The 22,885-nt window shown below is 67.0% G+C and carries 19 protein-coding genes and 2 pseudogenes; 12 read left to right on the forward strand and 9 right to left on the reverse strand.

The features are described from left to right. Positions 1-10: 10 nt before the first annotated feature. Positions 11-916, forward strand: coding sequence for a helix-turn-helix transcriptional regulator (locus GT030_RS19240; RefSeq protein ID WP_161202151.1), 906 nt, complete (start codon positions 11-13; stop codon positions 914-916). A 109-nt stretch (positions 917-1,025) separates the two neighbouring features. Here GT030_RS19240 and GT030_RS19245 read toward each other — a convergent pair whose 3' ends face one another. From GT030_RS19245 to GT030_RS19255, 3 genes are all read right to left on the reverse strand, one after another. Beyond that, positions 1,026-1,616 carry a short chain dehydrogenase gene (locus GT030_RS19245; protein ID WP_161202152.1) on the reverse strand — a complete coding sequence of 197 codons (591 nt, stop codon included), beginning with the start codon at positions 1,614-1,616 and terminating at the stop codon, positions 1,026-1,028. A 130-nt stretch (positions 1,617-1,746) separates the two neighbouring features. Further along, positions 1,747-2,973: a Cmx/CmrA family chloramphenicol efflux MFS transporter gene (locus GT030_RS19250; RefSeq protein ID WP_161202153.1), complete on the reverse strand. Its 1,227-nt coding sequence runs from the start codon at positions 2,971-2,973 to the stop codon at positions 1,747-1,749. A 162-nt stretch (positions 2,974-3,135) separates the two neighbouring features. Then, positions 3,136-4,251 carry a transposase gene (locus GT030_RS19255; protein ID WP_161202154.1) on the reverse strand — a complete coding sequence of 372 codons (1,116 nt, stop codon included), beginning with the start codon at positions 4,249-4,251 and terminating at the stop codon, positions 3,136-3,138. 255 nt (positions 4,252-4,506) lie between these two features. On the opposite strand from GT030_RS19255, the gene GT030_RS19260 reads away from it, so the two are divergent. Then, positions 4,507-5,121 (forward strand): TetR/AcrR family transcriptional regulator, encoded by a 615-nt coding sequence (locus GT030_RS19260; RefSeq protein WP_161202155.1) that lies wholly within the window; start codon positions 4,507-4,509, stop codon positions 5,119-5,121. A 536-nt stretch (positions 5,122-5,657) separates the two neighbouring features. On the opposite strand, the gene GT030_RS19265 is transcribed toward GT030_RS19260, so the two are convergent. Continuing rightward, positions 5,658-6,269 carry a ScbR family autoregulator-binding transcription factor gene (locus GT030_RS19265; RefSeq protein WP_346009685.1) on the reverse strand — a complete coding sequence of 204 codons (612 nt, stop codon included), beginning with the start codon at positions 6,267-6,269 and terminating at the stop codon, positions 5,658-5,660. A gap of 400 nt (positions 6,270-6,669) precedes the next feature. On the opposite strand from GT030_RS19265, the pseudogene GT030_RS35720 reads away from it, so the two are divergent. Then, positions 6,670-6,923: pseudogene (locus GT030_RS35720) on the forward strand (IS5/IS1182 family transposase); the annotation flags it as partial. A 322-nt stretch (positions 6,924-7,245) separates the two neighbouring features. Here the strand turns inward: GT030_RS35720 and GT030_RS19270 are convergent. The 3 genes from GT030_RS19270 to GT030_RS19280 form a co-directional block, all read right to left on the reverse strand. Further along, positions 7,246-8,658 carry an amidase family protein gene (locus GT030_RS19270; protein WP_161202156.1) on the reverse strand — a complete coding sequence of 471 codons (1,413 nt, stop codon included), beginning with the start codon at positions 8,656-8,658 and terminating at the stop codon, positions 7,246-7,248. Then, positions 8,655-9,899, reverse strand: a complete 1,245-nt coding sequence (locus GT030_RS19275) for an MAB_1171c family putative transporter (protein WP_161202157.1) — start codon at positions 9,897-9,899, stop codon at positions 8,655-8,657. Before GT030_RS19275 ends, GT030_RS19270 begins: the two co-directional genes overlap by 4 nt. A gap of 525 nt (positions 9,900-10,424) precedes the next feature. Beyond that, positions 10,425-10,832 carry a helix-turn-helix domain-containing protein gene (locus tag GT030_RS19280; RefSeq protein ID WP_237522665.1) on the reverse strand — a complete coding sequence of 136 codons (408 nt, stop codon included), beginning with the start codon at positions 10,830-10,832 and terminating at the stop codon, positions 10,425-10,427. Positions 10,833-11,534: 702 nt separating this feature from the next. On the opposite strand from GT030_RS19280, the gene GT030_RS19285 reads away from it, so the two are divergent. The 3 genes from GT030_RS19285 (at position 11,535) to GT030_RS19295 (ending at position 14,562) form a co-directional block, all read left to right on the forward strand. Continuing rightward, the gene (locus GT030_RS19285; protein WP_161202159.1) at positions 11,535-12,653 is read left to right on the forward strand and encodes a bifunctional DNA primase/polymerase; all 1,119 of its coding nucleotides are present in this window, start codon (positions 11,535-11,537) and stop codon (positions 12,651-12,653) included. A 71-nt stretch (positions 12,654-12,724) separates the two neighbouring features. Then, positions 12,725-14,161 (forward strand): phage/plasmid primase, P4 family, encoded by a 1,437-nt coding sequence (locus GT030_RS19290; RefSeq protein WP_237522668.1) that lies wholly within the window; start codon positions 12,725-12,727, stop codon positions 14,159-14,161. Beyond that, positions 14,158-14,562 (forward strand): DUF6009 family protein, encoded by a 405-nt coding sequence (locus tag GT030_RS19295; RefSeq protein ID WP_161202160.1) that lies wholly within the window; start codon positions 14,158-14,160, stop codon positions 14,560-14,562. The genes GT030_RS19290 and GT030_RS19295 overlap by 4 nt, the downstream gene beginning before the upstream one ends. Positions 14,563-15,777: 1,215 nt before the next feature. Here the strand turns inward: GT030_RS19295 and GT030_RS19300 are convergent. Beyond that, entirely contained in the window at positions 15,778-16,614 is an 837-nt protein-coding gene (locus tag GT030_RS19300) for a hypothetical protein (RefSeq protein ID WP_161202161.1), read from the reverse strand. Between GT030_RS19300 and GT030_RS19305 the strand changes: the two genes are divergently transcribed. Both GT030_RS19305 and GT030_RS36550 read left to right on the forward strand, forming a co-directional pair. Beyond that, positions 16,590-18,116 carry a pentapeptide repeat-containing protein gene (locus GT030_RS19305; RefSeq protein ID WP_161202162.1) on the forward strand — a complete coding sequence of 509 codons (1,527 nt, stop codon included), beginning with the start codon at positions 16,590-16,592 and terminating at the stop codon, positions 18,114-18,116. The genes GT030_RS19300 and GT030_RS19305 overlap by 25 nt on opposite strands. A gap of 193 nt (positions 18,117-18,309) precedes the next feature. Next, complete coding sequence (locus GT030_RS36550) at positions 18,310-18,636, forward strand: hypothetical protein (protein WP_237522669.1); 327 nt, start codon at positions 18,310-18,312, stop codon at positions 18,634-18,636. 31 nt (positions 18,637-18,667) lie between these two features. On the opposite strand, the gene GT030_RS19315 is transcribed toward GT030_RS36550, so the two are convergent. Then, a complete protein-coding gene (locus tag GT030_RS19315) occupies positions 18,668-19,180 on the reverse strand; it encodes a hypothetical protein (RefSeq protein ID WP_161202163.1) in 513 nt (170 codons plus the stop codon). A 908-nt stretch (positions 19,181-20,088) separates the two neighbouring features. Between GT030_RS19315 and GT030_RS19320 the strand changes: the two genes are divergently transcribed. The 4 genes and pseudogenes from GT030_RS19320 to GT030_RS19335 form a co-directional block, all read left to right on the forward strand. Further along, complete coding sequence (locus GT030_RS19320; RefSeq protein WP_161202164.1) at positions 20,089-21,603, forward strand: helix-turn-helix transcriptional regulator; 1,515 nt, start codon at positions 20,089-20,091, stop codon at positions 21,601-21,603. A gap of 348 nt (positions 21,604-21,951) precedes the next feature. Then, complete coding sequence (locus tag GT030_RS19325) at positions 21,952-22,362, forward strand: DUF1622 domain-containing protein (protein ID WP_161202165.1); 411 nt, start codon at positions 21,952-21,954, stop codon at positions 22,360-22,362. Next, positions 22,359-22,646 (forward strand): DUF1622 domain-containing protein, encoded by a 288-nt coding sequence (locus GT030_RS19330; RefSeq protein ID WP_161202166.1) that lies wholly within the window; start codon positions 22,359-22,361, stop codon positions 22,644-22,646. The genes GT030_RS19325 and GT030_RS19330 overlap by 4 nt, the downstream gene beginning before the upstream one ends. A 3-nt stretch (positions 22,647-22,649) precedes the next feature. Further along, positions 22,650-22,885: pseudogene (locus GT030_RS19335) on the forward strand (dienelactone hydrolase family protein); the annotation flags it as partial.

Here is a 22,885-nt window from a genome sequence, read left to right on the forward strand (position 1 = left end):
GGTGGAGGGTATGGACCGCCGATCCGAACTTGGTGAATTCTTGCGCACCCGACGGGGCCGACTGAGCCCGGAGGACGTCGGGCTGTCGGACTACGGTGGCCGGCGGCGCGTGCCCGGCCTGCGCCGTGAGGAGATCGCCCAGCTGGCCGGCGTGAGTGCCGGGTACTACACGCGGCTGGAGCAGGGGCAGAGCCCCAACGCCTCGGACGCCGTCCTGGACGCCATCGCCCGGGTCCTCCGGCTCGACGAGACCGAGCAGTCCCACTTATACAGTCTGGCCCGACAGCGGCCACCCGAGCCGCGCCGGCACGCCCGCCCGGAACAGCTCCGGCCTGGCGTGCAGTTGCTGCTCGACGCGTTCGGGGCTCTGCCCGCCCTGGTCATTGGCCGCAGCACCGACGTCCTGGCCTGGAACCGCACGGCCCACGCGCTGCTCGCCGGTCACCTGTCGTTCGAGGCGCCGCTGCAACCGCGGCAGCGGCCCAACATCGCTCGGCTCATCTTCCTGGACCCGCACACACGTGAGCTGTACGCGGACTGGCGTGCCAAGGCCCGAGACACCGTAGCCGACCTGCGTTTGATCGCGGACGCGTATCCCGACGACCTCGCGCTGGCCGAGCTGATCGGTGAACTCACTATGAAGAGCGAGGAATTTGCCGCGCTGTGGGCAGCGCACCCGGTGCACAGGTGCGTCCCTCAACTCACCCGGGAGTTCCGCCACCCGCTAGTGGGCGCGCTGACCCTGAACAACGAACTACTGGACCTGTCCAACGACGTAGGCCAGCGCATGGCCGTCTTCACAGCCGACCCCAACTCGGCGTCGGCCGCCGCGCTGGCTCTGCTCGCCGACCTCAGCAGTCCGGACACGGGCGAGGAGAGGGCATCTGCCGCCTCGGCGCAGCCCCGGGTGACGTGAGCGGCCCAGCACGGGCGGTCCGCGCCGGCGTACTCGGCCCGGCGGCATCCGTCCCCTTCCGTCATCGCCGGGCGGCGGGGCAGATGCCTGCCGCCCGCCCGGCCGATCGTCAGGGAGCGCCGACGGCGAGCGTCAGACCATGTTCGGTGCCCTCCACCAGATCCACGTAAGCGCGCGCGACCTCGGCGGCGGGCACTCCGCGGGCGGGATCCTCCCCCAGTGTCAGCAGAGTCTCGCGTACCCATCCTGGGCTGACCGCGTTCAGCCGGACTCCCACCGGCATCTCCGGCGCTGCGGCGTGCACGAAAGCTTCGACGCCGGCGTTGATCACATGGCCGGGAACACTTCCGGGCACCGGCTTCTCAAAATAGCCACTGGTCAGCGTGATGGAGCTGCCTTCCGGCAGAAGGGGGGCCGCACGCCGGACCAGATCCGCCTGGCCGAAGAGCTTCCCGCGCAGCCCTTCCCAGAATGCGTCCCCGCTGCCGAGCAGGGGCACCATTCCTCCGGCGGCGGCGCAGCAGACCACGGCGTCGAGTTCCCCTACACGCGCGAGCAGGGCGTCGACCGCGCCCGGGTCGGTCACATCGACCGTGAGGGGGCCCGATCGTGACGCACGCAGCACCTCATGCCGCCTGCTCAACGCTGCGCACACCGCTCCGCCGATGGTGCCCGTCGCACCGATCACCAAAATCTTCATCGAATGTCCATTCCGCCAGGTGAGTGCATCGGGCAAGTGGCGCCCAGGACGATCCTGGCGGAAACCGGCTAAGCCAACCATCCTCCTCATAAGGGTACATCTGTGATGACTACCTTGGGCACATGGAGCGTCACAACGAGGTATTGCGGCTGGGGTGCGGGCAGTGCGCAGACCGCGCCTCGGCCGACCGCGCGGTGGGCGGACCGAGAGGCGTTACGCCGCGCATCCGGAACAGACCCATGATCACGAACGCCAGTGCCATCAGCAGGGAGCTCTCCCACGCCGGCGACCGGTACCCCAGGCCACGGTCGATCCCGAGGCCACCGGCCAGCGGACCGATCGCCGCGCCGACGTTGAATGCGGCCGTTGAGAAGCCGCCACCGAGCCTCGGCGCCTCCCAGGCCACCTCCAGGGCTCGCGCCACCAGCATGGAGCCCACCGCGAACCAGAGAATGCCCAGGACGAACAGCAGCACCAGAACGGCCGCCGTGTCGGCAGCAGCGAAATAGAGCGCTCCCCAGCCCAGGAAAAGGGCGGCACCTCCGTATTCGATCACCCGACGGTGGCGGGCATCCGCCAGCCGGCCGCCGATGTTCGACCCGAGGAAAGATCCGGCGCCGAACAGCGCGAGCACTGCGGGCACCCAGTCCTGCGGAATTTGGGTCACGTGCACGACGAGCGGAGAGACGTAGGTGAAAGTACAGAAAGTGGCCGCGTTGATGATCGCTGCGAGCAGGAGTACGAGAATTACGTCCGGCCGTTTCAGGGCACGCGCCTCTCCCAGGACGCTGGGCCGTTGCCCGGCGCTCTTCACCTCGGCCGGAATCGAGTACAGCGTGGCAATCAGGGCCGGCACGGAAATGATGCTCACCGCCCAGAAGGCCGAACGCCACCCCCAGATCCCCCCCAGGACCGCCCCGGCGGGAACTCCGATCACACATGCCACGGTAACCCCGCTGAGCAGCACCGATGTGGCCCTCCCGCGCAGCCGGTCCTCCACCGTGGCAGCGGCTGCGGACAATCCCACGGCGAGGAATCCGGCATTGGCGACCGCCGCCACCGCACGCATGGAAAGAAGCAGCCAGAAGTTCTCGCTCAGAGCGCTCATGACATGAGAGAGGAGGAACACGGAAAGGAATGTAAGCAAAGCACGCCGACGCGGCCAGCCAATACTGACAGCGGCCATGAACGGGGCTCCGACGATCATCCCTACAGCGAATACGGAAGTCAGCAGACCAGCCATGGGAATGGATACACCGATATCACGCGCAATGTCCGGCGTCAGCCCGGACAGCATATATTCAGACGTTCCCTGAGCGAAGGTCGCCAAGCCAAGAACATACACCACGAAAGGCATACGAAAGCCCCCTGTCACACATTGCCTGATACATTACGATGTCGCCAGTGCATCATGCGCAGAGCAAAAAGCCGACTTCGCTGAATCCTCCCGGTGACTTCTTGGCAAGTCCGCCAGACAGCCGGCTTGCAGGCCCCGGCCCGCCCGCTTTGGGCCGTGAACTCAGGCCATGTGCACCAACTCGGGAATGCACTGCGCTGCAGGTACCGCGTCACCAAGGAGCTGGAAGGCGCGAGCGGCGGAAACCAGCGTCATGTGGTGGTGCCATCCGGGGTACGAACGACCCTCGAAGTCCCGTAACCCGCTATCGCGTTGCATGGACCGCAGGGCCGTCCGGGCTCGGTCCGCCGCTCCGGCCAGCCGGAGGATCTCGACGGGCGTCGTGTGCACGAGATTGGTGAGGACGGCGTGCGGTGCCTCGTGGAACCCTGTCGGCTGTCCAAGGAGGAGCCGGTGCGGCGAGCCGTCCCGCGTCAGCCGGACCGCGCAGTGCCGCACCTGGTGCGGTCCGCGCTCGCGCGGTACGGCGAGTCCGGACGCTGCGGGCAACGTGGCACGGCGCACGAGACGGCTGACTGGCACCGGCCGCGCGGAACCGCCCGCCGGGAACACCGGGGTTCCGTGGGGGACACGGGCCACGAAGGCATGGCCCGACGCCGACAAGTGGTCCAGGACCAGGCCGCCCTGCGGTAACCGGGTCAGATCGACCACGAACGGGGGCAGGTGCCGTCCCCCCTTCTCCAGCGCAACACGCAGCAGGTCGAGCACACAGCCCTCGGCGCTCTGGGGCTCGCACTCGTCAGGGATGCGGGCGGATTCCCGCAACTCCTGGTCGGTTCGCCAGCGGCCGGGGAGCGCCAGCCGCCAGTCGACCGGCAGACTCGAGCCCTCGCCGTCCAAGAAGAGGCCGACACCGAGTTGGCAGTTGAGGGTGCGGTGGGTCTCCTCGCTGAAACGCTGGTGCACCCCGACGGAGTGGCTCCCCCGCTTGGGCAATTCGACGGCGGCGACCGTCCAGCCGGACACGGGCGTACGTTCGGCGACCCAGCGGGCCAGAGCGCGGCGCACCGGACGCCAGTCCCACGGACTGTCGTTGAGGAACTGTTGCAGTCCCTGAGGGGTCTGTGGGGAGGAGGAGACTGCGGCGGCCATTCGGCGCAACGACTTCTTGCCGGGGGTAGCGAGCAGGCCGGTCATGTACTCGTTAGCCCGGTTGCGCTGGTCGGCACGCGGCAGGTCGGCAAAGATACGGTCGACGAAACGCGTCACTGCACGCATATCGGACGTGCTGGTTGTGTCGTGACGGATGACGACGCTGTCCTGCATGGCTCACCCTCCAGGTCTCATGACTGTATGCACATAACATAAAGACCGCTCTGTTTCTTTTTCCATCGAGCCCCCGAAGGTGCCGTGCGACTTGGGCAAGTCACCACTGCGCCCGGGCTCGTCGCGGTTACGGTCCTCCGGCGGCTCACGGCCTACGCGCCCGCCCGGCGTGAGTCCGCGGGAGCGACGTGCGGGAGGAATGAAGTCATGCCGACGGAGCGCACTGAGCAGATGCGGGCCGTCCAGACACGTGGACGGATCATCACCAGCGCGGCCGGCGAGTTCGCCGCGCACGGTTACAACGGCACATCCCTGTCCCGCGTCTGCGCCACCGCCGAGGTCACCATGGGCGCGCTGACGTTCCATTTCCCGACGAAGGTCTCGCTGGCACAAGCGGTGTGCTCGTGCGGTGTCCGCAGGGCGCGCGAGGCCGTCGCGCTGGAGGACGGTCGCAGCGACGGGCCCTTGGGATCGGTCGGCCGGGTGGTGCTCGCCCTGTCCGTCCTACTGTCGGAAGAAGACACGGTAAGGGCGACGGCCCGACTGGCTGCAGAGCAGCCATCGTTGCAGGTCGACTGGTGTGATGGCTGGCTGTCCCTGGTCCGCGCCCGACTGTCCCAGGCCCAGGCCCGGGAGGAATTGCGCCCAGGCGTCGACCCCAATACGGCCAGCGTACTCGTGACGAGCCTGATCGCCGCAGTGCAGACCGGTCTGCTGTCGGCCCACGGGGTCCGCGGGGAAGGCGTGGTCCTGCCCGTGGCGGAACAAGTGGCAGCGCTGTGGACGTCCCTGCTTCGGGGAATCGGCTCGCCGACGGGCTAAGCGGTCAGATGGTCTTGACGGCAGCAGCCCTCCAACACCACGGGGGGCCTGCGTGAGACGGAGAAGCGGGCCGGACCCGGATTGACGTCCAATGAGCGCCCAGACACGGTCGCTGAGGTAATGGTGGTCCAGGGGTGAGGAACTCGAAGTGCCGTTCGTCAAAACTGCCTGCGGAGTAGATGCCACAGGGCACGGCAGGTGTCCCAGTCGACTGTCCCGTCGGCCGACGCCACCAGGCTCAGTTCCTGCCTGGGGTCGGCGGTAGCCACCGGGTGGGGATGTGCGGCTGGCTGGACACCTCGGGCGGAACGGTAGCGGCGTGCACGAGGGCGTCCGCGTCCGTCAACAGGCCCGCCACGCCGGGGCGATCAGATCGGCTCGCATGTGGTGGACGGCGGCGTTCCCATCTGCCGCACCATGCGCGGGAGACGGCCGGACTGCGATCGGCCGCCGGTCGGTGCGGGCCTCGGCGAGCCGCCGCAGGACGGCAGACCCGATACAGCAGGCGGCTCCGGTGAGGACGACGTTCCACGATTTCATGCGTCTCCCTCGTCCAGGGGGGGGCTGAGGTCAAAGTCGGGCGCCGCCACGGCGGGCAGCAGGCAGCTCCACAGATCGACAATGCGCTCTTCGAGGTCCTGGTGTTGAGCGCTGATCCGGGACAGCAACTGCACCCCACTGAAGGCGCCCACCAGAGTGCGGGCGAACCTGGCGGGCACCACACCGTCGCGGAGCTGGCCGAGGGCCTGCGCGGCGATGAGTTCGTCCTCGAATCTCTCTATCCACAGCAGGTAGGGGGCGTCGTCCTGGAGGCCGAACGCGCTTTGCTCGACGGAGAGCTGGACTCCCGCGCGAAACGTGACGTTCCCTTGCAGCTCCCGGGCCAGTACGAGCGTGAGGTTGATCAGGCGCTGCAGTCCGACGGGACCGGGCACTGCCGGCAGGTCGGCGGCCTGCTCGGCCATGACCGCCCGGGCGAGATGCTCCTTGGCGGGAAAGTGAAAATAAAGAGCTCCCATAGTGCATCCGGCCCTGCGGACGATGTTCGCGGTGCTCGTGGCCGCATATCCATGCTGGTCAAACTCCTCGGCAGCCGCCCGGACAATCGATGCCCGCATCTTGACTGCCCGCTCCTGCTGTCGGCGCACCGCGTCCTGACTCCCTAGGCAAAGAAACAGAGTGCTTACTAGGCTATGTCCGTCGCATGCATCTGCTCCCTTCACTGCACCCAGTCCTACACGCGTCAGCCCCCTAGGTTCTGTCACATAAACGATCTTGGGCGGGGTGAGGCAGCGTTCGACCACGTTCCGGGCCTTGTAGAGCTCGCGGTTGAAGAGGTCGGCGGTCCGCGCCGTAGCCGGTTGGCCTCCTTGTCTGCCACCTCAAATGTGGGCGGAGATCTCTCAGTAAGTGAGGCTCTTCGGGGACAAGGAGAGCTCCATCTCGTCCACGCTGGCCAGCCGAGCTGCCGCTTCTTGACGATCTGTAGCGAAGATGCCGACCTCGCCGCCTTCACCTTTAGGGACGCCCTCGCCGCAAATCCCAGCGTTGTACGCCTACCGGGGCTACGACTTCGACAAGCACCGCCGCTTGCTGTGGAAACGCGGCATCCAACCATCGCCGACGGGGTGTTGCCCAAGGCTCCGGACTGGGCAAGGTGCGTTGGGTGGTGCGCATTGGTCTGGCTGCACCAGTTCACACGGCTCCGCACCCGCTACGAACGCCGCGCCGACCTCCACCCGGGGTGGCTCGACCTGGGCTGCAGTCTCATATGTCTCTGCCGCCTTCGGACCTCATTCTGAAATGATCAGGCCCGACTCGTTCAACGTCTATTCCCACCCCGGCAAGTGTCTGGCGGTCTGTCACCACGCTTGCTGCCGCGTCCCCAGCAGAACCAATGCGTCCGCCGCGGCCAGCCGCACGCGGATGAAGTCGCTGCAACGGCCGGAGGAACGTGCTCCAGGAGGGGCTTTTCCTAGCGCCGCAGGGACTGGACTGTACCTCCTAACTGCAGGACCCCCGGGTCTCCAGGCGGCAGGCTCGACAGTTCCGTGTAGCGGCAGGCAACGACAGCGTCATGGTTTCCAAGCCATACGGACTCGTCCACTGCCGTTCCATCCGGCATCAATAACTGGCGCTCATCAGCGTGTTGAGCTGCCCTGCAACAGCTATGACCGTGCGATCCGACAGCGCAGGCCCCACGACCTGCACGCTCAGCGGCAGACCCCCACGGTCCCGGCCGACAGGGGCGACCGCGGCGGGCAGACCAACTGCTCCGATCAGGTTCAACCAGGCTGTCTGGTCGAAGAAGTTTCGTCGCTGTCCGTCAACGGTGATACAGCGGTCCAGCGGAGACTTGTGGGTCTGGTCAAGCACTGCCGCGGTGGGCGCTGCAGGCGTGATCAGGACGTCCACGTGCTGGAAGTACTCGAGCCAGCGGTTTCGAAGGTGCGCACGCGCCTCGTTGAGCTCCAGCCATTCCCGGTGTCTCATGGCACGAGAACGGAGGTATAGAGCGGCCGGGTGGTCCTCTCCTATAGTCGCTGCAGACTCGACCTCTTGCGCGAATTTTTCTGAGTCAGCGGCGGCGGTCGAGGTGGCATACATGAGCTGTTGGAACATGTGATTGCTGGCATCGAAGTCGGCTGGCCGGGTGTGCTCTTCTATCTGTGCTCCAGCGCCTTGGAGGGCAGAGATGAGCCGCTGCATCAGAGTGCGGGTGTCGGTATCGACTGCGCAAGCGGGGTCGTCAGCCCAGATGCCGATCCGCAGCGCGCCGAGATGAGTGTGCACGGCCGGCGGGAGTTCCAGTCGCCAGGCTGTGGAAGCTTCGGGCGTGGGTCCGGCCAGGACTCGCAGGGCCAGGTCGAGGTCGCCTGCCGTTCGTGCGAGCGGACCAACGGTGAGCATGTCGGAGCTTGTCAGCCAGCCGGGGGGGCGAGGGATGTGCCCGCGCGTCGGGATGAGGCCTTGAGTAGGTCGCAGTCCGTAGACGCCGCAGTAGTGGGCCGGGAGACGCAGGGATCCAGCAAGGTCGGATCCGATGTCCAGGGGGGTCAGGCCTGCAGCGACAGCGGCGGCCGACCCGCCGGATGAGCCTCCTGCGGTGCGCCTGTTGTCGTGAGGGTTTGGCGTGGTGCCGAACAGTGTGTTGCTGGTCTGCAGATCCTGGCACATCGGTGGGCAGTTGCTTTTACCGATGAGTACGGCCCCGGCCCTTTTCAGGCGGGCCACCACGTCTGCGTCTGCGGTGGGAAAGTGGTCGGCCAGTGCGCCGCTGGTGGTGCGCAGGTCGCTGGTTTCGAGACTGTCCTTGACGGTGACGGGCAGACCGAGTAGCGGACGTGTGTCACCGCTGGCACGCTGTGCATCGGCGGTTGCGGCCGCGGCAAGTGCACGGTCTGGGTCGGTGGTGATGATCGCGTTATGCTCGGTATCCGCTGCTATGCGTTCCAAATAGGCGGCGGTGAGTGTGTGACTCGTGGTTTCGCCGTTGGCAAGCGCGCGCAGGTGATTGAGGGCAGAGGTGGGAATCACAGCGGTGCTTCCTGGGTTGAGGCTGGGGCAGTGAAGTGTCGAGCGATGCCGAGCAGTGCCCGAACGTCTTGGTCTGGAGTGGTGGTCGATAGCCGTTCGGCTTTGTCCGCGTAGTCGGCGGGCTCGGGTGACTCCTGTCCGTGGGCATAGGCGATGAGGGCGGCGTGTATCTGGTCTGCCGTGACGGCTTGCATGAGCGCGCGGCCGGTGAGACCGGCGCGTCGGTGTCGGCGTTCCGCCTCGTTACGGACGGTCGCATCAAGGTAGTGCCGCAGGCTCCATTGGCCGTCGCGGATCTCGATGCGGCGGCGGTGCAGATGCCAGGTTGCCACCGCATATCGCTGCGTGATTCGACCCCAGTTCAGGCCTGTGTACGCAGGGGCCTTGTTTGTCGGGGAGCGAACTGGAGCGGGGTCGAGTGCCAGTTCGGGAAAGGCAGTCGCGAGGGCATTCGCGAGTTCCTCCAGGCGGCGGTAGTCGCGTGGTCCGGTGAGCCATGTGCGAAGCATGGGGATGAGCTGCGCTCCGAGAGCGGGTACGAACCAGCCCGCGAGGTTGAGGAAGCCGCCCGTGTCGGCGAAGATCCAGGCGATGGACTCACTGGCCGGTGGCAGCGAGGTGTGGGTGATCGCAGCCGTCACTCCGGCGAGGCGTATGGCGCTGTAGCCCAGGGTTATAAGCGAGCCGGCTGCGACGATCCGCAGTCCGCTCACTATCCAGCCCTGGTTACTCGCCTGGCGAGCAACCATCATGCAATTCCGGGCTGCCAACGTCTCCCCCGCGGCATAGACCACGATGTAGAGGGTCATGAATGCCTGGTAGGCAGGCGTGTGGTCGTAGGCGGCCGTGATGTTCTGAGGTGGCGCCGCAGTCGGCGTGAGTGAGAAGAACAGCGCGCACAGGGCCGCAATGATCGTGCCTCCGGCCAGGAGTAAACGGTGCGCGCCGTAGCGGGCCTGCTCGGGGCCGCGTCCCCAGTAGGCGAGGACGATCAGCTGGCAGCAGAGCATCACGGTGACCGTCGTGAAGGCGAAGAGCACGCCGGTCGAGGGGCGCCCGAGGACAGCGTCGAGGATTCGCCAGACAGGTTCGAGGCTCACGATGTAGGACAGCGATGAGGCTGCGAAGAGCCCAGCCAGGGCTGCGAGTGCTGGGTCGGAGCGCAGGCGCCGCGTAGCGACGATCAGCGTTAGGCCGAGGAGGGCCATGGCAAGGCATATGGGGTGCAGGAGTTGCTGCATCCTCTACCTCCCGCGGCCGAGTAATGTCCGTGCGACCCGAGTGAGTGTCCCGTCGGCGGAGACCGGGGGGCGGCCCGGCTGATGCAGATGGTGCTCGAGCAATGTCGCGATCATCTCGGCTTCGCGCTCGTCACGGTCCGTGTAGGTGGTGCGGCCCATGATCATGCGTACGGTCGCTGGGTCCAGGTGGGATGTCATTCGGCGCGGTACAGGCGCCATACGGGATACACCGCTGGTGTCTCGATGGTCCTTCAGGATGTGAGCTACCTCGTGAGCGATGATGTGATCTTGATGAGAACGGCTAATGCCCTCAATGACGAAGATGTAGTCCGTGTCTGTGGTGCGTAGCCACATGCCGCACAGGGAGTCTCGACCCGTTTCGGGCGGTGCCGGCTCCAGTTGGATGCGACGCCCAGAGCGTGCTGCGATATGAGGCAGCAGGTCCCGAATACTGCTAGCGGGGGGCAGGTTTAGGCGACGCAGGTACTGAGCGCAGGTGTGGCGGGTCATGTCAGACATAGCTATTCACGTACTACTACTCGGGAGATGTGCGGTTGCAGGGGGGAGGTTCTCAGCAGCCCGCACACGATCGATGTGACTCAGAAGCCCTCGCATCGACTCGGGGGAGAGGCCGGAGAGCCGGTGGGCCACTCGTTCCACTCCGGCATCGCGCAACATGCGCAACTGTTCCAGCTCGCGGGTGACTTCGGCGGCTTCCTCGTCATCGAAGAAGTAGCTGGCCGGCACTCCGAAGAATTTACTAAGAGCCTCCAGGACCCGTTTGGTCGGGTTGTCATTGCGACCGGTCCGCAGCTTCCATAGGTACACGGAGGAGATCTTCTGGCCGTGTCGCTGCTCTAGCTGTTGCGCTACCTCCTCGTTGGTGAAGGGGCCCCGCTCTGGCGGGTGCACGATTTCAAAGAGCCGCTCCAAGCGTTGCGCAAGGCTCGCCCCCCGACCATGTGGCAGGCCGCCTTGGAGTACCGAACCAGACTCCCGGGCCATGCTTCCTCCGACTCCACGATTGACTGCTCACCCCATTGCTAAGATCATCGTCGGCGGTATTAACTATGGTTAATGTCGGTGATGATGCCACGGGGGCAGCGTCCGGCCCTCACGCCAGGGTGATCTGATCATGGTAGATCCTGCCGCCTCGGGCGCAAGGCGCGTCCCAGCCAGGAGGAGTGAGTCCGATGAGGAGATTTGCGATGCCGCATCAACCCCCCGGTCGAACGCTCTGTCGGTCCGCCGACCTCACGCCACCATGGCGTCCTTGCGATCCGCAACCGCCCTGGCCGCCGCTCAACATGGTGTTGGCTGACGGTACGGGGATTCGTCGACCAACACCATAAAAAGCAGTCACCCAAGCCAGTCGGGTCCTCTTTTACCTGGCTGGAACTCGCGCGTGAACTGCGCCTCGCACCAGCAAGCGACTCAAGCGACTCAAATACCAGCCCCATGAAGCGGATGCACTGAGCAGAGATGAGCGACTCAAGCGACGCACGGTCTACTTCTATGGCGTACAACCAGGCGGCCGCCGCCGAGTCACCGCCACGGCGGACCGGTAACCGCTAACCTGTGTGCGCGCATCACACTGCGATGTTGAGTCGCTTGGGTCGCTGGAGAGGTCATTACATGCTGGATGAGCTGGGATTTTCACCCAGTTGCTCAGTAGCTGACGCAGTGACCCGACCGCCGGGAGGCCCACTGGAGACAGCGCTCGCCTGCGCGGCGCACGGCTGGCCCGTCCTCCCTCTGGCTCCCAGGCGTAAGACGCCGGCGGCCAATTGCGCACGCTGCCAGGGATCCGGGCACTCCCCTACGACATGCAAATGCATTGCAGTCGGTCGCTGGTGCCACGGTTTCCACGCAGCGACCGCCGATGCGAAGCTCATCCGTCGCTGGTGGCGTTCTCAGCCCCAGTTCGGGGTGGGAGTTGCCTGTGGAGCCGCGGGCTTGCTGGTGCTCGACATCGATGCCCACGAGACGCCGCTACCTCAGCGCGAACGACTGCTACCCGGCATCATGATCGGTGAACACGTTCGCCTGGACGGCCTGCGGCACGGTTTCCATAGCCTGGCCTTGCTCGCCGCACTACGCCAGGAAGAGGATCCAGCCAGGGACCGGGGCACGCTGCGGGTGCGCACTCCCAGCGGTGGTATGCACGTTTGGTACAAGACGCAGGCTGGCCAGAATTGGATGTGCTCGACTGGATCAAGCCCGCGCAGAGCCCTTGCCTGGCAGGTGGACGTTCGCGCGCAGGGGGGCTACATCGTGGCCCCCAACACCGTGACCGCTAGCGGCCGCTACGAAGTCCTGCCCGGAAGCCGCTTCCCCGCTCCTCTGCCCGGCTGGCTGGACACCGAACTGACTCGCACGGGCCATCAGCCCACTCCCGTACCTCGCCAGAGCATCGGGCACACCACACCGTTCAGGGCCCGCCAGGCCGTGATTGCCGCAGGAGCCGGGCGAGACACGGCCAGCCGTATCCTGGCGGCCGCACTCGCTACGGTCGCCGACTGCCGGACTACGCCCGAAGGGGCCTCCTTCACGGAGAAACTCAACCGGGCTGCCTTCACCACCGGTGGCCTGGTCGCGGCGGGCCATCTGGCTCAACATGTCGCCGAGACCGTGCTTCTGGAAGCCGCAGAACATGCCCGCCCTGGACAGCAGCGCCGCTGTACCTCCGTCGTCCGTGCCGGCCTCGCGGCAGGCATGCGACGCCCCCTCGTCCTGAAAGACGACCGCCCGTGAACCACAACTACCCTGGCGACAGGCTGTTCGATCCGGCGGCTATCGCTCAGCAGATCCTGAAGTCGCCTGCACTGCCTGCCCAGACGCAGTCCTCCCCTACCGCTGCATCCACCACTGTGACCTCCTGCGGTCTACTGCCCGATTCCCTGAGCGACCGAGGCAACGCAAAGCTATTCGTGCACCTTTACGGCCGCGACTTCCGGCACGTCCCAGGGCTGGGCTGGTATCGCTGGTCGGGCTTCCGCTGGGAGATCGACGAGGACGACACTGTCCTGTGGGCGGCGGGTGAGATGGCTGAGTCACTCGCCGAGGAAGATCCGAGCGGGCGTCAGTCCTCCACGGCGCTGCGTCGCCACCGCCGGCGCGCCTTGTCGACGTCCGGCATGAAAGCCATGCTGATGCAGGCGAAGTCGGCGCCCGGCATGGTTCTTAATGCTTCCCTGCTGGATGCCGACCCGTACGCGCTGTGCACTCCGGACGGAGTCGTCGACCTGCGCACCGGCATGCTGCAGAGCCCAGACCCGGAAAAGCACCTGCACTCGCGTTCCACCGCGCTCGCTCCCCGCGCGATGAGGGCCCCTCGCTGGGAGCGCTTCCTCCTGGACACCTTCGGTGATGACGCCGAGGGCCAGGAAATGGTCAGTTTCCTACATCTACTGCTGGGTTACTCGATCACCGGGGACGTTGGCGGACAGATCATGCCGTTCTTGTACGGGCAGGGCAAGAACGGCAAGAGCGTACTGCTTGATGTGATGGTGAAACTGCTCGGTGACTACGCCGACGCCGCGCCACCTGGTTTTCTCATGGCCAAACCGTTCGAGGGCCATCCCACCGACCTGGCCGAGCTGCACGGAAGGCGCATCATCGTCTGCTCCGAGCTCAAACCCGGCGATCGCTTCGATGAGGCCCGCGTCAAGTTGCTCACTGGCGGCGACCGGATCAAGGCACGACGCATGCGCCAAGACTTCTTCTCCTTCACTCCCACGCACAAGCTTTGGCTGCTGGGCAACCATCGCCCAGAAGTGAACACCGGTGGCTACGCGTTCTGGCGACGGATGAAGCTAATCCCCTTCGAACGGGTCGTAGATGATCACCGCAAGGTCGACAATCTGGCCGATGTCCTCGTCACCGAGGAAGGGCAAGGGATCCTGCACTGGCTCATCACCGGCGCTCGGCGCTACCTCAACGGAGAGAAAGATCTGACCGGGCCACAGCAGGTCCGCACCGCCACCACCGCCTATGCGGAGACCGAGGACCACACTGGCCGCTTCCTAACCGAGTGCTGCACCCTGGACCTTGCAATGCGGGCGGAGCAGGCCCATCTGTATGCGTCATACAAGCACTGGTGTTCACTAGAGGGCGCTAACCCGGTCTCGTCCCGAGCCTTCGCCGCGCGTGTGCGGGAGACCGTGGGTCTCTCCTCCCCCAAAGAAATGATCTTGTCGAACCAGCGCAAGTACTATCCGGGTATCGGGCTGAACGCTGAGGCGGAGGAAGCAACGGTATGAGCTCCCTGATCGAACCCAGCCAGATCGCCCACGAACAGGAGCTGGTCTGGCTCGAGGACATCGACACGCTCGACTACGTCCGCCAGAGCCTGGACCGGCTACCCACCCGCCGCGGGAGACCGGCCTACCACCGTGACGGACGCATGGTCGGCTACGCGACCCTGTCCCCGAGCGCACGCGCCTCGCGTGCCTCAGGCACCTTCCTGCGCAGGGTGTTCTGGCTGCTGCCGCACGACAGAGACCAGCAGCCGGGCGGGCTCTACGCCTCGGCCGCGCCCTCAGAAGCGGTCGACCCTCGCACTCTTGGAACAGGCATCAAGGGCTACAAGACCGAGCGCTCGGAAGGCGGCCCGCCCTCGGACGCGATGCGCGAACTCGGCATAGAGCTACCAAAGAGCTGAGCACGCTCCCACAGCGACCGAACTACCTAGCCAGGCACAAGCACGACGCAGACGACTGGGGCCAGCTACCAAAGACACAGCCATCCTCGCTGTTCGGTAGCTGGCCCCAGTCGCTGGCAAAACACCAGGTCAGATGGGCCAGACTTCCAACAGAGCGACCGTAGCTACCAAAGATGAGAACTATAACGACACAGCGAAGTGCGCATGCGTGTCATAGATGGATGACTTCAGTCGCTTCAGTCGCTGTCACAGTACTCCCATCCCTCTGAGGGGGCCTTTTCTTGTCTGTGAGCACAGCGACTGACGGTTTAGACGCAGCTACCGAACCAAGCACCCTCGACCCTCCCCTTCCTGTTGACGACGATCCAAGGGAGGGGGCCGCCGCAACGAGGCATTGACGGACTGCTGAGCTCGAGGAATTCGTATCGAGCCCAGCGACGAACCGGCACAAGTGGTTGCAGTACAGCGACGCTGCTGACGGACTGCACGACGATGCCGCCGGGGCGAGCGACGAACTCGCCGGGGCGGATGTTCGTGGCGACGGCGAGGCGCTTCCGGAACGCCTCGTGTCCCTCAACGGGCTCGCCGTCCACAAGCGTGGATCGGCGGCGGCCGCCATCGTGGTCTTCTTCGCCGCCGCCTTTCGCACCAGGGCGCCGCGACGACGCAATGAGCCGGGTGGGGCTGCTCGCCACTGTCTTGGGGCGAGACGGCGGGGCTGTGACGGGCGGGGAGCTGGCTCCGGGCCCGGGCCGGTAAACGCCTCCGGGACCGCCAGTGCCGGGGCGACGGGCGCGTCGTGTTCCTTGAGGCGGCCGGCATGGCCGACCCCGAGAACGCGCTGGACGACCCGCAGATCGTCGACTGGCGGGGCGCCCCTGCCCACCACTGGGAAGCGTCCTGAAGCCACGAGGACTGGTCCACGCCGCTGCCGAACCTGACGGCCCGGCAGCATGGAAGGCGGCACCGCGGCCAGTAGAAGGCGCTGGCCGACTGGTGGGCCGCCAACTGATCCGCGGGCAAGAAGGTGGGCCCCGAACTCCTGCGACTGGTTCGGGGCCTACCTGCTCTGCAAGCCCGACCCTCACCCCGCCGAGCGCGTGTGCCAGGACGGAACTCCCCCACCGCACTCAACCCGCGCCCGCCCGGCAACGGCTAGCCTGCCTCGCCCCCGCAGCGAGACCCGCGCATTCTGCGCCGTGAAAGATCTTGCCGTCACATGATCTTCACATGTAGAAGATCCTTGGACTCGCCATCGAGCGAGCCCCATCGCGCCGACCCACGGAGTCTTTCCTTGAGATCCCTTCCCCCGCCCGTCGCGGCTTGCGGCGCGCTCAGGTGTGCGGTGTTCCGCGAGGTCGCGGCGAACGCGTCTCGCGATCTACTTCGGGGGCGGTCGTGAGGGCGTCGTCCACCAATCCGTTCCTCGGCCCCGAGGATTCGTCCGGCACGCCGATATGCGCACCGCGGCCTTCCCTTCCGAGCGACGAGCAGGTGAGCGCCCCCGGGTGGGTGGTGAGGGGTGGGCACGAGGAGGCCGTCCACTGCGCGGCCGTCGGTGGTCCTTCCGGCTGCACGGGCCGTGTGCTCGAACCGGCGGGGCGCTGCCTGGCCCACCTGGGTGAGGAGCAACTGGCCGCGTACCTGGGCGGGATCGGGCCCGGCTCGGCTCTCCAGCATGAGGGCACCCGTTTCACCGGCGCGCTCCTGGGCCGCCTCCTCGACGCGCTGCGCGATCCCGAGGACGGCCGCCCGCGTCTGGGCCACGCGAACTTCACTGAGGCGGTCTTCACCGAAAGGGCCGACTTCGGCAAGGCGGTCTTCTCGGACCTCGTGGTTTTCCGGAGGGCCGAGTTCGAGGACGAAGCCGTGTTCACCGGCAGCGAGTCGGTCGACGACGGCTGTGTCTTCCTCCACCATGCACGGTTTAAGGACGCGGACTTCACCGCCTACGTCGGCCAGTTCGAGGCGTTCCACACGGAGTTCTCCGACACCGTCCGCTTCGACGGCGCCGAACTCCGCGACAGTTGTCTCCTGGACGTCGCCTGCCACAAAGCCTCCTTCAGTGCGCCACGTTCGCCGGCGTCACCAAGCTGGACATCAGAGTCGAACGGGAGGTCGCTTTCAACAAGGCCGTCTTCGGCGGCGAGTTGCAGTGCAGGGCCACCATCGGTGGCGCCGCCGACTTCCACCACGCCCGCTTTGCCGGCCGCACCACGTTCCAGGGCACCTTCATGGCGGGGGCGTTCTTTCGAGGGGCCGTGTTCACCGGCACCACCACCTTCGAGCATGTGAACCTCCATGGCCCCAGCTCCTTCCGCGAAGCGGTCTTCGAGGACGTCGCCACGCTGGGCCCTTTGAGGTGCGACGGCCTGCTCGACCTCGCACTCGCCCGGTTCGACGCGCCGCTGGTCGTGGAGGCGGCGGCCCGGCGCGTCAACTTCCGCCGGGCGCGCTTCGGGGCTACCGCCACGGTGCGCCTGCGCCATGCGAGCGTCGACCTCGCCGGCGCGTCCCTTGAGTACCCACTCGGCATCAGCGCACAGCGTTCGACGTTCGCCGGGTCGGACAGTTGGGTGGACGAGTCCCCGTTGGAGGGGGACGGTGGGGTGAGTCTGGTGTCACTGGCCGAGGTGGACGCGGCTCATGTGATGCTGTCGGACATCGATCTGTCCGGCTGCCGCTTCATCGGCGCCCTCCATCTGGATCAGCTGCGTCTTGATGGCAACTGCCGCTTCGCGATGGCGCCCAGAGGGATCCACTGGCGCCGATGGCTCCCGGTGCGTTCGACGCCGCGTCGGACACTGGCCGAGGAACACCACTGGCGCTTCGCCGACGGCGCAACGGCCTGGACGCCCTCCAGGGCGGACCAGACGCGTTGGGAGGTCTTCGCACCCCTGGACGAAATCTTCGCGCAGATCGGTGATGAGTTGAGGGCGGAGCAAGCCCCCCGCGTGGCCGAGGTGCGCGACCCCGTGGCGATCGGCGCGGTTTACCAGAGGCTGCGCAAGTCCTTCGAGGACAGCGGGAACGCGCCCGACGCCGCAGACTTCTACTACGGCGAGATGGAGATGCGCCGCCACGACCGCGGCCGCCCGCCCGGCGAGCGTTGGCTGCTCCGGGCGTACTGGGCGCTGTCCGGCTACGGGCTGCGCGCCTCGCGGGCCATCGGCTCGCTGCTGGCCGCGATGGCCGTCCTCATGCTGGCAATGGCCGTATGGGGGCTGCCGTCGCCCGATCCCAAAACAACGTCCGAGGGCACGCTGACGGGCCAGACGTTCAAGATGGTCACCACCACTCCCGATCCGCAGAGCCCGCGCGGCCCGGTCACCGAGCGGCTGACCGCCGAACGATTGGAGAAGGCGGCGGAGGTGGTGGCCGACGCAGCGATCTTCCAGTCGTCGGGCCAAGACCTGACCAACGTCGGCACCTACCTCGTTAGGGCACCCGGCTCGCCGAATTCGCGATGCTCGGACTGGGTGTGCTCGGCTTCCGCGGCCGCATCGGACGCTGAGCCAGCGGGGACGGGGGCCGCACCCTGTCGAGGCCGGTGAGGGCCGGTCCCCTGCGCTCCACCACCCTCAGCCGTGGGAGGGTCGGGGACGGCCGGTCAGGGGGCCTCCTCGTCGAGGACCGGTCGGCCGTCACAGACGAACCAGGCGATCACGCCGTCGGACGGTCCCACGGTGGACTGACCACCAAAATCCATATCGCCTGCGCGGCAAGGAACGCCCGCTCGCGATCCTGCTGACCCCCAGCCAACGCCCCGACAGCGTCTGCGCACGCCTCCTCCTGGAAGGCATCCGTGTTCCGCGGACCGGCCTTGGCCGGCCTCGCTGCAAACCCGACCAAGTCATCGCCGACAAGGCTTACAGCTCCTGCGGGTTCCGTGCCTACCTGCGCAAACACGGTATCGCGTGCACCATCCCGGAGAAGGCAGACCAGCAGCGACACAGGCACAACCGGGGGCCGTCCAGGTGGCCGGCCCCCGGTGTTCGACCGGCCCTTACGCAAGATCGAGGTTTAAGCACTGTGTTCGCCGGATGGGTATGTTCTCGTCCGTCGCGAGGTTGACCACGACCGACCGGGCGGAGCGGCTCCGCTGTCAGCGGTTGCTCGTGGTGCCGATGTCGACGATGTAGTTGTACCGCTCCACCAACACGAAAAGCTTGATTTCCTGCGTCGTCTCCCCGCTGCCGAAGGTCAGGCTGACGACGACCTCATGGCCGTTACCCACGGCGCCGTTGTCGGTCACCGTCCACTTCCGCGGGACGTTTTGAGCACGCAGGACACCGTCCGCCCCGTGCTTCTTCTCCCAGGCCGCCAGTCGCTTGGCGAAGTCGGGCGTCAGGTAGTGCTTGCGGAGCACCATTTCCAGTGTGGCGTCCGGGTCCGTGTAGTCGCCGATCGCGTCGATGTACGCGCCGTAGAAGTCGGCGACCCGGGTCACCACTTGGCCGCTCGTGCCGCTGACGGACTGCGGTGCGGCGGCGGACGACTTTGCGGGGGCATGGACGGATGCCTGTGCCGACACCTGTGTCGACACACCGAGTCCGACGGCCAGGACGAGGCCGGCGGCGACGGCCGCGCGGCGGTGTGCGGGGGACTTCCTGTTCATGTGTATCTTCCTTTTCTGTTCCATATGTGGTTGCTCTCGGCCCGGTGTCTTGGTGCCGGGGCCGGCGTGTGGCTATCGCCTTTTCGGGTCGGCGGGCGCGGCCCCGGAGTCATGAACATCTGCTGCTGCGCGGACCCATTCCCTCCTGCCGAGGCTCGGGGCGCGATCGACGACACCAAGTCCTGCTGAATCGCGCCGGATGACCCTGTCAGCGGTTGATTGGCCGCCCTCCCCACCCCCGTGGCGGAGGGCGGCCCCGGTCATGCGGTCAGCGGAGCTTGTCCACGGCCCGTGACGGCCGTCTTGTTGGAGGCCTTCACCGGCGCAGGCCCGAAGTCGCGAGACGGGTGTCAAAGACGCCCCAGGAGGTCACCGTGTGCAGGCCGTATCCGTGCCTGCCCTCATTGGCAGGCAGCCTGCCGTAGTCCTTCAGCGTGACCTCGGTCTCCGGGCCGGCCTTCTCGAGCCGTGCGCACAGGACTTGATGTCGTTGCTCGGCCGCGAGAAGCGCCCCTTCGCCACAGCCGTCCTGGGCAATTGCACGCTGACCTGACGGACGGTCGCTCCTGTCGAGTGCCGACCGTTCAGGACGAGCTTGGATGCGACGGGAATTGGGCCCCGTGAGGAAGCCGACGCCTTGGCCGCGACGTTTGCCAGTGTGGCGAGCGTCGTGCCGAGGGCGAGCCCGTGACGGCGAGTGCGAGGGGCGGGCCTGCTCGGGTGCGCTGGGGCATGGGTGCCTCCCGTGGATGAGTGCATGAGTGTCGTTTGTCGCCCGCAGCCGACTGGCCGGTCCGGTCCTGGTCGGGGCGACACCAAGAGCATCAGCCGTCACGACGGCTCCGCGCAACGCCGGACGCCCGCCCGGCGAGGGTGGAACCATCCCAGCCCATTTGACGTGCAGGTATATGGACCGCCTGAGATGCGGGGACACGTGGGAGGTTGGGGGAGCGGTGTCGACCGAGGACGACGTTGAGCAGTTCGCGGCGCTGCTGCGCCGGCTGAAGGACCGCACGGACCGGAGCTACGGCTCCCTGGCCCGCCGTCTCAGCATGAACACCTCCACGCTGCACCGCTACTGCGCGGGACAGGCGGTCCCGCAGGACTACGCCCCGGTGGAGCGGTTGGCCGACTTCTGCGGAGCAACACCGGAGGAACGCCTCGATCTGCACCGCCTGTGGCTGCTCGCGGTGACGGCACGACAGAGGCCGAGGGCGGGTGAGGAGACAGGGGAGCCGACGAAGACCGAAGGGGCACTGAAGCCGACAGGGGACGAGCGGACTTCGGGTCCGGACAGCCGGACAGCGGGGCGTTCGGGTGGCAGCACGTGCAGTGTGGGCGCCGACAGCATCGGTGGTGACGGGGACGGCACGAGCGGTTCACCACCGCGACTCGATGCGGGCGCCTCCGACGCCGCACTGGCTGTTCCCGACGCTCCCGGACCGGGCAGTCGCGAGTCGACGGCCCAGTGCGATGAGGTCCGCTCAACCGGACGGCCTTGGTACAGCCGTCGCCGTACCGTCGTCGGCGCAGCCACGGCGACCGTACTGCTGGTGACGCTGGGCAGTATGTCGGCGCTGTCGGCCGACCGGTCTCACGACAACTCCGCCAAGACCCCCGGTCAGTCCCCTACGACAGGAACTGGTACGTCACACCACTCCTCGGCCCCTGCGGCCAGCCCCTCCCGCAGCCGTTCTTCGGCCTCGCCCTCCACAGGAGTACGGGCTTCAGAGAGCCCCGAGTCGAAGGGTGGATCGTCGGCTGAGACGAAGAGCGACGCCCCCGTGCCAACCGGTGTGCCACTCGCGTGGACCGCCGACTCGCAGATTTGGGACGGCGGTTGCGGGCACGACTACGTCATCGGCAAGGAGTCGGCCCAGGTGCCCCCGCCGCCGGTAGAGCAGGACGCCAGAGTGTGGGCAGCGACGCAGCAGGCGGTACCTGGGCGTCAGACGATGGTGCAGATCTCGGTGCAGGGGAAGTCGTCCACGGCCGTGGTCCTAGCCGCCCTCCGGGTCCGTATCGTCAGCCGGGGCATCCCGGTCACCGGCAACGCGTACGCCATGGGTCAGGGCTGTGGCAGTGATCTGCCGCCCCGCAACTTCTCCGTGAACCTGGACGTCCACCGCCCGATCGCCCACGCGCGCCCCGGCAACGACCGCGGAAAGCCCGTCTCCGCGGTGCAGTTCCCCTACCGGGTCTCCGCCGAGGACCCGGAGGTGCTGCAGGTCACCGCGACGACCGAGGCCTACGACTGCAACTGGTACCTGGAGCTCGACTGGTCATCCCAGGGCCGCACCGGCACTGTCCGCATCGACGACCACGGCCGCCCGTTCCGCACCAGCAGCATCAAGGGCCTGCCCCACTACTGGTACGGCACAAACGACCACGGTGTGCGTCAGTGGGTACCCATCGACTCTTGAGGGAACAACTGTTCGGGCTATTTTCGCGATGTGACCGTTCCCCGTCACCCGACCAGCCGCGGCCCCAGGCCAACGCCGCTCGTTGAGCAGCACTTCCCGCAGCCTGCTCCGCTGCCTGCGCAGCGTCCTGCTTCGGCGCGCGGGGGAAGTGCTCCCGGTGCGCGGTGTAGGCGGCATCGCCGGCCGCGACGGCCCTCGGGCTCTGACCCAGCAGCCATGACGCCGGTTCGTCTACCGGTGGCCGGCCCGGAGGACCAGGCATGGCCTCGCGGCCGTGCGGGATCGCTCCCCGGTGGCATCGTCGCGGACAAGGGCGTCGTCGGCTCCGCGAGGGGTACCGGCACCCGCATGACCCTGTCGGTGGAGATGCTTCCCGAGTCGACCCTGCGCGATGCGATAGGCCTGCTCGTCAGACTGATCGAGTCCGCGGGCGCGCTGATCATCTTCATCGGCGCTGTGTGGGCGTTCGTGCAGTTCGTACGCGCAGGCATGCGCGGGCGCGGCAAGGTGGCAGGGTTCAACCGGATCAGGTTGAGCCTGGGGCAGTTCCTGGTCCTGGGCCTGGAATTCCAGCTCGCCGGGGACGTGCTGCGCACGGCCGTCGCGCCGAGCTTCGCCGAGATCGGGCAGCTGGCAGCCATCGCGGCGATCCAGACCGCGCTGAACTACTTCCTCGGCCGGGAGATCGCCCAGGAACGGGCCGAGATCGAACGGAGCGAGACGACGCCCCCGCCTGGCGCCAAGGGCCTGCCGACGTGAACGCGTGGCTGCAGGCGGGGGCTGTGCTGATCACCGGGCTGGGCCTCGTCGCCGCGGCAGCGGCCTGGCGCCTGACGCACTCCGTGCGAGCGGCCCTGGCCGTGCTGCTGGATTTCCTGACCGCCGCCGGCCTGCTCCGGCTCGCCGGCGAGCCGTCGTGGGACAGCATCATCCTGGCAGCCGCCGTGATCGCGCTGCGCAAGCTCCTCGGCGCCTCCCTCCACCTGTCGAGCGCGAACCGGACCACCCCCGGTGGAGCCCGGCCGATCAGCCCTGGTCGATGACGCATCTTCTACCGGCACAGCCCGGCACCGGTGATCGGCCTTCCCGAGCACATCGGAGAAAAGGTCCGGCCTGCGATCATGGCCCAGTTGATGCCGTTGATCGAGGCGCACACCGCCGAACGCGTCCTGAGTGACACCGACGCCTACCTCAGGTTCCTAACCACCCAGCCCGAGGTCGCCGCCGGGCCGGTCGGGGTGACGGGCTACTGCATAGGCGGCCTCCTGGCGATGCGCACCGC

It is taken from the genome of Streptomyces sp. SID1328 (assembly GCF_009865595.1).
Classification (GTDB): Bacteria; Actinomycetota; Actinomycetes; order Streptomycetales; family Streptomycetaceae; genus Streptomyces; species Streptomyces griseoluteus.